The sequence below is a fragment of the Bradyrhizobium viridifuturi genome (genome assembly GCF_001238275.1).
Lineage (GTDB): Bacteria > Pseudomonadota > Alphaproteobacteria > Rhizobiales > Xanthobacteraceae > Bradyrhizobium > Bradyrhizobium viridifuturi.
Map to the genome: position 1 here is coordinate 287902 of NZ_LGTB01000004.1, position 8365 is coordinate 296266.

7 protein-coding genes are annotated in these 8365 nt (G+C 64.7%); 3 read left to right on the forward strand and 4 right to left on the reverse strand.

The features are described from left to right. The first annotated feature begins 6 nt into the window (after positions 1 to 6). Both ALC15_RS06320 and ALC15_RS44730 read left to right on the forward strand, forming a co-directional pair. Positions 7 to 459, forward strand: coding sequence for a winged helix-turn-helix transcriptional regulator (locus ALC15_RS06320; protein WP_094193709.1), 453 nt, complete (start codon positions 7 to 9; stop codon positions 457 to 459). 104 nt (positions 460 to 563) lie between these two features. Then, positions 564 to 731, forward strand: coding sequence for a hypothetical protein (locus tag ALC15_RS44730; protein WP_021081920.1), 168 nt, complete (start codon positions 564 to 566; stop codon positions 729 to 731). 11 nt (positions 732 to 742) lie between these two features. On the opposite strand, the gene ALC15_RS06325 is transcribed toward ALC15_RS44730, so the two are convergent. After that, positions 743 to 1561 carry an aminoglycoside phosphotransferase family protein gene (locus ALC15_RS06325; protein WP_050626520.1) on the reverse strand — a complete coding sequence of 273 codons (819 nt, stop codon included), beginning with the start codon at positions 1559 to 1561 and terminating at the stop codon, positions 743 to 745. Between the two features lie 195 nt (positions 1562 to 1756). On the opposite strand from ALC15_RS06325, the gene ALC15_RS06330 reads away from it, so the two are divergent. Then, positions 1757 to 2014: a hypothetical protein gene (locus ALC15_RS06330; RefSeq protein WP_028340659.1), complete on the forward strand. Its 258-nt coding sequence runs from the start codon at positions 1757 to 1759 to the stop codon at positions 2012 to 2014. Between the two features lie 18 nt (positions 2015 to 2032). Here the strand turns inward: ALC15_RS06330 and ALC15_RS06335 are convergent, their stop codons facing one another. The 3 genes from ALC15_RS06335 to ALC15_RS06345 form a co-directional block, all read right to left on the reverse strand. Continuing rightward, positions 2033 to 3376: a PQQ-dependent sugar dehydrogenase gene (locus tag ALC15_RS06335; RefSeq protein ID WP_050626521.1), complete on the reverse strand. Its 1344-nt coding sequence runs from the start codon at positions 3374 to 3376 to the stop codon at positions 2033 to 2035. Between the two features lie 154 nt (positions 3377 to 3530). After that, complete coding sequence (locus tag ALC15_RS06340; RefSeq protein ID WP_050626547.1) at positions 3531 to 5027, reverse strand: sensor histidine kinase; 1497 nt, start codon at positions 5025 to 5027, stop codon at positions 3531 to 3533. A gap of 16 nt (positions 5028 to 5043) precedes the next feature. After that, on the reverse strand, positions 5044 to 8365 hold a 3322-nt coding region (locus ALC15_RS06345), incomplete at its 5' end, for a response regulator (RefSeq protein ID WP_128089441.1).

Sequence of the window (8365 nt, forward strand, 5' to 3'; positions counted from 1 at the left end):
ATCACGATGGCCAAGCGAGTGAGCCACAGGGACTCGATGTGCGGCGTGGCTCGGCCGCTCGATGCGATCGGCGACTGGTGGTCGCTGTTGATCGTCCGCGACGCGTTCGACGGGTTGCGCCGGTTCGGCGAATTTCAGAAGAGCCTAGGGCTTGCCAAGAACATCCTCTCCGCCCGGCTGCGCAATCTCCTGGCGCACGGCATCATGGAGACCGTGCCCGCGGCGGACGGCAGCGCCTATCAGGAATACGTGCTCACCGAAAAAGGCCGCGGCCTGTTCCCGCTCCTCGTCGCGCTCCGGCAGTGGGGTGAGGATTTCTTCTTCGAGCCCGACGAAGCCCATGTGCTGCTGGTCGACCGAAAGAACGGTTTGCCGGTGCGGCGGCTAGAACTGCGCGCGCAGGACGGACGCGTCGTCGGTGCGGAGGACACGATGGTACGCCTGCCATCGGCTAGCTGAGAAAAACAACCGCGCGAGATGCGGCCGCGCCATGCGCGCCCGTCTGCCAGCAACCTGATCTTAACCCTCCTTGCCGCAGCATCGGCTGCGTGGAGGTTCGATCAATGCAGACATTCCGGATTTCGCTGAGCGATGGGACGCGGCAATTCCACACGGCGATTCAGGCGCCGGATCCCGCGTCCGCGCGCATCAAGGCCGCCTACTTCTTCGACATCTCGAAGTGGCGAATCCTGAGCGTGTCGCTGAGTGGAGCGAGTGTCGCGGCCGCTTAGCCGCTGCGCGCCTACGCCATCCGGTCGAGCTCGGCCGCGGCAAGCCTCGCAATCTGAAGGTCGATCTCGGCGAGCAGATCGCCGTCACCCAGGAACCATGCTGCCGACAAGCCTGTCCAGGCGATGATCCATGACAGCAGGCGCCGGCGGTCCAGCTTCGCTGCTTCCACGACGATGTCGAGACGCCGCGCAAAGCGGCCGGATTCGGTTGCGACCGGCCGTGTCGGATCGGCAAGATCGGGGTTGGTGAAAATGTTGGCGAAGTCGAAGCCGCGCTCGCCGACCAGATGCTTGGGATCGATCGCGAGCCAGCCACGCGCACCGAAGTCGAGCACATTGTCATGGTGCAGGTCGCCATGCAGCACCACGATCTCGCGCTGATCGCCGAGCAGTGCTTCGGCGGTGTCGGCCGATCGGTTCAGGATGCCGCCGTGCGCCCTCGCCGCCGGCCACAACTCGCGAAACCAATCTCTGAGTGGCGTCAAGTTCGGCCTCGGTTTCGCTCTCCGGGCGTGCAACAGCTCGGCTGTTGCACAGAGAATTCGGCAGGCCTCATCGTCCCGGCCGATCCGTGCCATGTCGCTCAGCGACGCCGAGCCCATCGCCCGTTCGAGCAGCAGCGCCTCGCCGTCACGGGCTAGGACCCGCGCCGCGCCATCTCCATCCCACCACGCCATGACAATGCCGCCGAGGCGCTCGTCCGGCTCGTATGAAAGCTTGAGCATGGCTGGTTCGCCGTGCTGCCGCACCGGCAGCAACCGTGCGGCATGCGTGACGATCACGTCGCCGTCGGGGACGAGGCTCCAGGCGGTGAGATAGGGTTCGAACATCGAAGCAGGTTGGGAGGTGAAAGGTGCGACCGTCGTTGTAATCACTGCCGGTGCGCGCTGCCATGCCGGTTCCCTGCGGCGCATCGTGGCAGGGCCGCGCCAACCGGTTCCGTGCTGCCTGCCCATGTTGGCTGATGACAGCCCCCACCCATCTCGCGCTACAATGCCGCAGCCGGTGTGACGGAGGGTGTGGTGATGCCGCGAAAGGGAATTACCGGACACGACGAGTGGGTGGTGACCGAGGCCCTCGCCACGGCGCTGGTGGCGCTCGAACAATTGCCGTCGAAGCACCAGCCCCGCGCGCACATGGAGGATGTCCGGAAGATTCTGACCGCGAGATGCGAGGCCGGCGCCGTCACGCTGCATCTGGCGCAGGCCAAGTGCCGGTTGTTTCCCGATACCGACCCTCTGACCATCTATGAGGAATACGGCCTCAAGGATGGCTTGGGGTAGCGGCATCCGACAGAACGGCTATTCGTGGCTGATGCGCCAGATCGTGCCGTTGCCGTCTTCGGAGACCAGCAGTGCACCGTCGCGCGCCACGGTCACGCCAACCGGTCGGCCCCAGACCTGGTTGTCGCCGATGACAAAGCCGGTGACGAAATCCTCGTACTCGCCGGTCGGCACGCCGTCCTTCAACCTGATGCGAATGACCTTGTAGCCGGTGCGCTTCGACCGATTCCATGAGCCGTGTTCGGCGGCGAAGCCATCGCCGCGATACTCGGGCGGAAAACCGCTGCCGGTGTAGAAGGTCAGGCCGAGCGAGGCCGAGTGGGCCTGCAGCAGCACATCAGGAACCGTCACCTTGTCTCTCAGGTCGGGCCGCTCGCCGGCATGCGCGGGATCGTCGTTGGCGCCGATATAGTACCAGGGCCAGCCGTAGAACGCGCCCTCGCGGATCCGGGTCACATAGTCAGGCACGAGGTTGTCACCGCGGCCGTCACGCTCGTTGGTCGAACACCATGGCACGCCGCTGCCCGGCTGGATTGCGAGGCCCACGCAATTGCGGATACCCGTCGCAAACAGTTTCTGGTTCTTGCCGTCGGGATCGAACGCGAGCACGGCCGCGCGGTCGGTCTCAGATCCCCAGGCCGCGCCGAGCGCGTGGTCGCGGCTCCAGGCCTCGATGCCTTCCGGAGGCCGGCCGAGACCCTCACCCGCGTTACCTACGGATCCGACCGATACCAGCATCCGCTTGCCGTCGGGCGTGAACACGATGTCGCGCGTGGAATGGCCGTAGCCGTGCGGCAGCCGGGCGACGATCGTCTCGGGCGCTCCAGACGCCTTGAGATCGCCGTTGCGATAGGCAAAGCGCACGACGCTGTCGGTGTTGGCGACATAGAGCCATTGCGGATTGTCGCCGTTCGGGAAGAACGCGATGCCGAACGGCCGGTTCAATCCGGTTGCGTAGACCTCATTGGTTGCAGCCTTGGTGGCGCCGTCGGCGCTGCGCAGGACACGGATGCGGCCCGGACCGGTTTCCGCGACGAAGATGTCGCCATTGGGCGCGGTCCGGATGATCCGGGGTCCGCTCAGTCCGCTCGCGAACAGCTCGATCTTGAATCCCGCCGGCACCTGCGGCACTGCAGAGGCAGGTCGCTGCACGACTCGCGATGAATTGCTGCTGGAGGCCGTCGCGCCTGGCTTCGGCAAGTCCTGCGGCGTGATCAGACGAACCGTGCCCGGCCTGTCGCGCTGCCAGTCGCCGAACGCTTCCGCGCCTTTCAGCACGGGTTCAGCGTTCGCTCGCGCGATGCTGATCGCTGCAAGGATGGCAACCGACAGAGTCACGCTGGCCAGATTTGTCTTGGGCATATGCTCCTCGCGCGATGTCCCTGTCAGTTGCAGAGTTCATAGCGCGGTTGGACCGCTCGCTGCGGTCACAATGTCGTCTGGCTCGTTGTCGGCTCGTTGTGGTTGCAGGCGCTGCGTGTCGGATCGCCCGGCTTGACGATCGATATGCGTGGGATCAAACCGCCCTGGAGCTGACCAACGGCTTGCGTTCGGCGGCCGCAGACAGGTCGCGGTAGGCCGCGGCTTCTCCAACCAGCGCCTTGAGTGGCACCGTGAGCCGGCAGATCAGGCCCTCGGCGCGCCAATCGAAGTCGGCCCGGCCGCCGAGCTGGGTTTCGATGCTGGCGATCACGCTTCGTGTGCCAAAACCCTTCTGCTTCGGCTTCGTCACCGGAGGCCCGCCGGATTCCACCCAGGCCAGGATCAGCGTCTCGTCCTGCACTTCCCAGGTGATCGCGAGCCGACCTGGCAACACCGACAGGCTGCCGTATTTGGCGGAGTTGGTGACGAGCTCGTGCAGCGCCAGCGCCAACGTCTGCGCCGTCGCGGGCTGCAATTGCACCTCCGCGCCATCGATCTGGATCTGTCCTGCTTCGGAATAGGGCGCGATCTCCTCGGTCACCAGCCGGCGGATTTCGGCGCCCTGCCAGCTCGACAGCGACAGCACGGTGTGCACGCGCGCCAGCGCCGTGATGCGGCCTTCGACCGCCCGCACATAGGCGGTGACATTCTGCGCGCGCGTCAGCCGCACGATCGATTGCGCCAGCGCGAGCGCGTTCTTGGCGCGGTGGTCGACCTCGCGGGTCAACAGGCTCTGCCGTTCCTCGGCCTTCTTGCGATCGGTGATATCGACGGTGACGCCGCTGACCCGCACCACCCTGCCGTTCCTGTCGCTGGTCGCCGCGGCCGTGCCGACGCACCAGCGCACCTCGCCGTCCGGCCGCATGACGCGGAATTCGGCCTCATAGGACGTCTGCCCCTTGCCGAACCCGGCCCAGGCCTGCCGCAGCTCCTCGACATCGTCGGGATGAAACAGCTGCTGGATGTTGTCCGACGTCAGCGCGAAGGATTTAGGATCGACGCCGAAGATCTTGTATTGCCCCTCGTCCCACATCCAGTCGCCGTTGACCCAATCCCAGTCCCACGAGCCCATCTTGCCCGCGGCGATCGCCATGCTGCGGCGCGCCTCGCTCTCGACCAGCCGCGTGGTCGACTGCTCGAGCTCGGCGGTGCGTGCGCGCACTCGGTCCTCGAGCTCGGCATTGAGGCGTTCGAGCTGCCGCGTCTTGCGGTAGAGCTCGGCGAACACGCGAATTTTCGCACGCAACACTTCCGGCACGACCGGCACCGGGACGTAGTCGACCGCGCCCATCTCATAACCGCGCAGCCGGTCGATGTCGCTGACCTGGATTGCCGAGATGAAGATCATCGCGGTCTTCTGGAAGCGCGGATGCTCGCGGATCATCGCCGCGAGCTCGAAACCGTCGAGCTCGGGCATGCAGACGTCGACCAGGATGACCGCGACTTCGTTCTTGAGCAGGAACTCGAGCGCCTCGCGACCCGACGAGGCGGCGACGAGCGTTTCGCCGAGCTCCTTCAGGATGACCTCGTAGGCCAGTAATTTGGCCGGCTGGTCATCGACCAGAAGGATGTTTACCTTTTCATGGTCCATCATGTTCGATCGCCGATCAGCGGTGCAGCCACATGCGGATCGCCAGCAGCAGTTGCTCTGTGTTCACGGGTTTCGCCAGATAGTCGGATGCGCCTGCTTCCAGGCATTTCTCGCGGTCGCCCTTCATCGCCTTTGCGGTCAGCGCAATGATCGGCAGCCGCGCAAAGGCGGGGTTTTGCCGGATGGCGCCGATGGTCTGGTAACCGTCCATCTGCGGCATCATGATGTCCATCAGCACGATCGCGATCTTCGGATTGGACTCGACCAGCGAGATCGCCTCGTGACCCGTTGTCGCAGTCAACACCTTCATACCTCGCCGCTCCAGCACGCTCGACAGCGCGAAGATGTTGCGGGCGTCGTCGTCGACCAGGAGCGCGGTCTTGCCAATAAGATCCTCGTCGGAACTATTGAGCTTCTCGAGCATCCTCTGTTTTTCGACGGGCAATTCCGTGATCACACGGTGCAGGAACAGTGACGTTTCGTCGAGCAGACGCTCGGGCGACTCGACGCCCTTGACGACGATGCTGCGTGCCATCGTGTGCAGTTCCGCGTCCTCCTCCGCCGAAAGTTCCCGGCCGGTAAACACGACAACGGGAATATTGGAGAGCGTTTCGTCCTTGCGGATTTGATCCAGCACCTCGAAACCGCTCATGTCGGGCAGGCGCAGATCGAGCACGACGCAATCGCACGGGTTCTCGCGCAGCGTCGAGAGCGCCCCTGCCCCGGTGCCGCTGGTCACGATCTCGATATCCTCGTGCCCAAGCAACTCGGTGATGCTGAGCTGCTCCGCCGCATTGTCCTCGACGATCAGCAGCCGCTTGCGACGCGGCCTGGCGTATTCCTTGATCTGCGACAGCGCCGCGCTGACGCCTTCGGTCGTGGTCGGCTTGTTGACGAAAGAGAACGCGCCACGCGCCAGCGCATGTTGGCGGTCCTCGTCGAGCGTAATGATCTGGACCGGAATGTGACGGGTCAGCGGATTGTGCTTGAGCTGGCTCAGCACGGTCCAGCCGAGCATGTCGGGCAGGAAGACGTCGAGCGAGACCGCACTTGGCTGGAACTGCTTGGCGAGATCGAGCGCCTCGGCGCCGCGGCTTGCGACCAACACCTTGAAGCCCTTGTCGCGCGCGAGGTCGATCAGCACCCGCGCGTAATGCGGGTCGTCCTCGACGATCAGCAGGATGGTGTCGCCGGGCTCGAGATCGAGGCGGTCGTCCGGAAGCTGCTCGATCACACGCTCCTGCGTGCCCGAGACCTGCAGCGACGGTGCCGAAGTGTGCGGCATTTGTATCGGTTGGGTCTGCGGCCGCAATGCCACGGACGGCCCGGCATATTTCAGCGGCAGATAGAGCGTGAAGGTCGAGCCCTTGCCTGGCGCGCTGCGCAGATGGATCTCGCCGCCGAGCAGGCTCGCCAGCTCACGGCTGATGGCGAGGCCGAGACCCGTGCCGCCATATTTGCGGCTGGTACCGGCGTCGGCCTGCTGGAATGCCTCGAAGATCAGCTTCTGCTTGTCCTGCGGAATGCCGATGCCGGTATCCGACACCTCGAACGCCACGACGGCGGGGGCAGCGTTGAGGATCGGATGCTCCGCGCTCCAGCCGCCGAGCGCGGCCGACACGGTCAGGCTGACGCCACCATCCGCGGTGAACTTGAACGCATTCGAGAGCAGGTTCTTCAACACCTGCTGCAGCCGCTTGGAGTCGGTGACCATGCTGCGCGCAAGGTTGGTGTCGACATCGATGCTGAAGGACAGATGCCGGTTCTCCGCCTCATGCCGGAACGGCCGTCCAACCGTTTCGAGCAGGCTCGAGGTGAGAATTTCCTCGGCGTCGACCGTCACCGTGCCGGACTCGATCTTGGACAGATCGAGGATGTCGCTGATCAGATTCAACAGGTCGGTGCCGGCGCCATGAATCGTGCGGGCAAACTCGACCTGCTTGCCGGTCAGATTGCCGTCCGGATTCTCGGTGAGCTGCTGGCCCAGGATCAGGATCGAGTTCAGCGGCGTCCGCAGCTCGTGCGACATGTTGGCGAGGAATTCGGACTTGTACTTCGAGGTCAGCGACAGCTCGGTCGCCTTCTCTTCCAGCGCGCGGCGGGCCTGCTCGATTTCCTGGTTCTTGCGTTCGACGTCGACGTTTCGTTCGGCGAGCTGCTGGGCCTTCTGCTCGAGCTGGTCGTTGGTCTGCTGCAATTCCTTCTGCTGGGTCTGCAACTCGCCGGCAAGCTGTTGCGACTGCTTCAGCAGCGCCTCGGTCTGCATCGTCGCCTCGATGCTGTTGAGCACGATGCCGATGCTGTCGGTGAGCTGTTCGAGGAAGGTGATCTGCGAGGTCGTGAACGACGAGATCGAGGACAGCTCGATGACAGCCTTGACCTGGTTCTCGAACAGAACCGGGAATACGACGAGGTTCTTCGGCATGATCCGCATCAAGGCCGAATTGATCGGCACCGCATCACCGGGAATGTCGGAGACCAAGCGCTGGCGCTTGTCGAGCGCGCACTGGCCGATCAGTCCCTCGCCGAACTGGACGATCTGCGGATGCGGGTTGCTGCTGTCGCTGGCGTAAGCCGACAACAGGCGGAGCTGCGCATTCTCGGGATTGTCGACCTGGTAGATCACGCCCATATGGGCGTTGATCAGCGGCGCAAGCTCGGTCAGCAGCAGGCGGCCGACGGTCGCAAGATCGCGCTGGCCCTGCAGCATGTTGGTGAAACGCGCCAGATTGGTCTTCAGCCAGTCCTGCTCGGTGTTGCGCTCCGTGGTGAGACGGAGGTTGCCGATCATGGTGTTGATGTTGTCCTTGAGCTCGGCGACCTCGCCGCGGACGTCGACCTGGATCGAGCGCGTCAGGTCACCCTTGGTCACGGCGGTCGCCACTTCCGCGATCGCGCGCACCTGCGAGGTCAGGTTGGCCGCGAGCAGGTTGACGTTGCCGGTCAGGTCCTTCCAGGTGCCTTCGGTGCCGGGCACGTTGGCCTGACCGCCGAGCCGCCCTTCGACGCCGACTTCGCGCGCCACGCTGGTGACCTGTTCGGCAAAGGTCGCAAGCGTCTCGGTCATGTTGTTGATGGTGTCGGCGAGCGCGGCCACCTCGCCCTTCGATTTCACCGTCAGGTTCTGCTTCAGGTCGCCGTTGGCGACCGCGGTCACCACCTTGACGATGCCGCGCACCTGCTCGGTCAGGTTCGCCGCCATGACGTTGACGGTGTCGGTGAGGTCCTTCCAAGTGCCGGCGACGCCGCGCACCTCGGCCTGGCCGCCGAGCTTGCCCTCGGTGCCGACTTCGCGCGCCACGCGCGTCACCTCGCCGGCGAAGGCGTTGAGCTGGTCC

Bases quoted from the DNA above. Each gene is read 5' to 3' on its own strand.
- ALC15_RS06320 (WP_094193709.1), top strand. From the start codon at position 7: ATGGCCAAGCGAGTGAGCCACAGGGACTCGATGTGCGGCGTGGCTCGG.
- ALC15_RS44730 (WP_021081920.1), top strand. From the start codon at position 564: ATGCAGACATTCCGGATTTCGCTGAGCGATGGGACGCGGCAATTCCAC.
- ALC15_RS06325 (WP_050626520.1), bottom strand. From the start codon at position 1,561: ATGTTCGAACCCTATCTCACCGCCTGGAGCCTCGTCCCCGACGGCGAC.
- ALC15_RS06330 (WP_028340659.1), top strand. From the start codon at position 1,757: ATGCCGCGAAAGGGAATTACCGGACACGACGAGTGGGTGGTGACCGAG.
- ALC15_RS06335 (WP_050626521.1), bottom strand. From the start codon at position 3,376: ATGCCCAAGACAAATCTGGCCAGCGTGACTCTGTCGGTTGCCATCCTT.
- ALC15_RS06340 (WP_050626547.1), bottom strand. From the start codon at position 5,027: ATGGACCATGAAAAGGTAAACATCCTTCTGGTCGATGACCAGCCGGCC.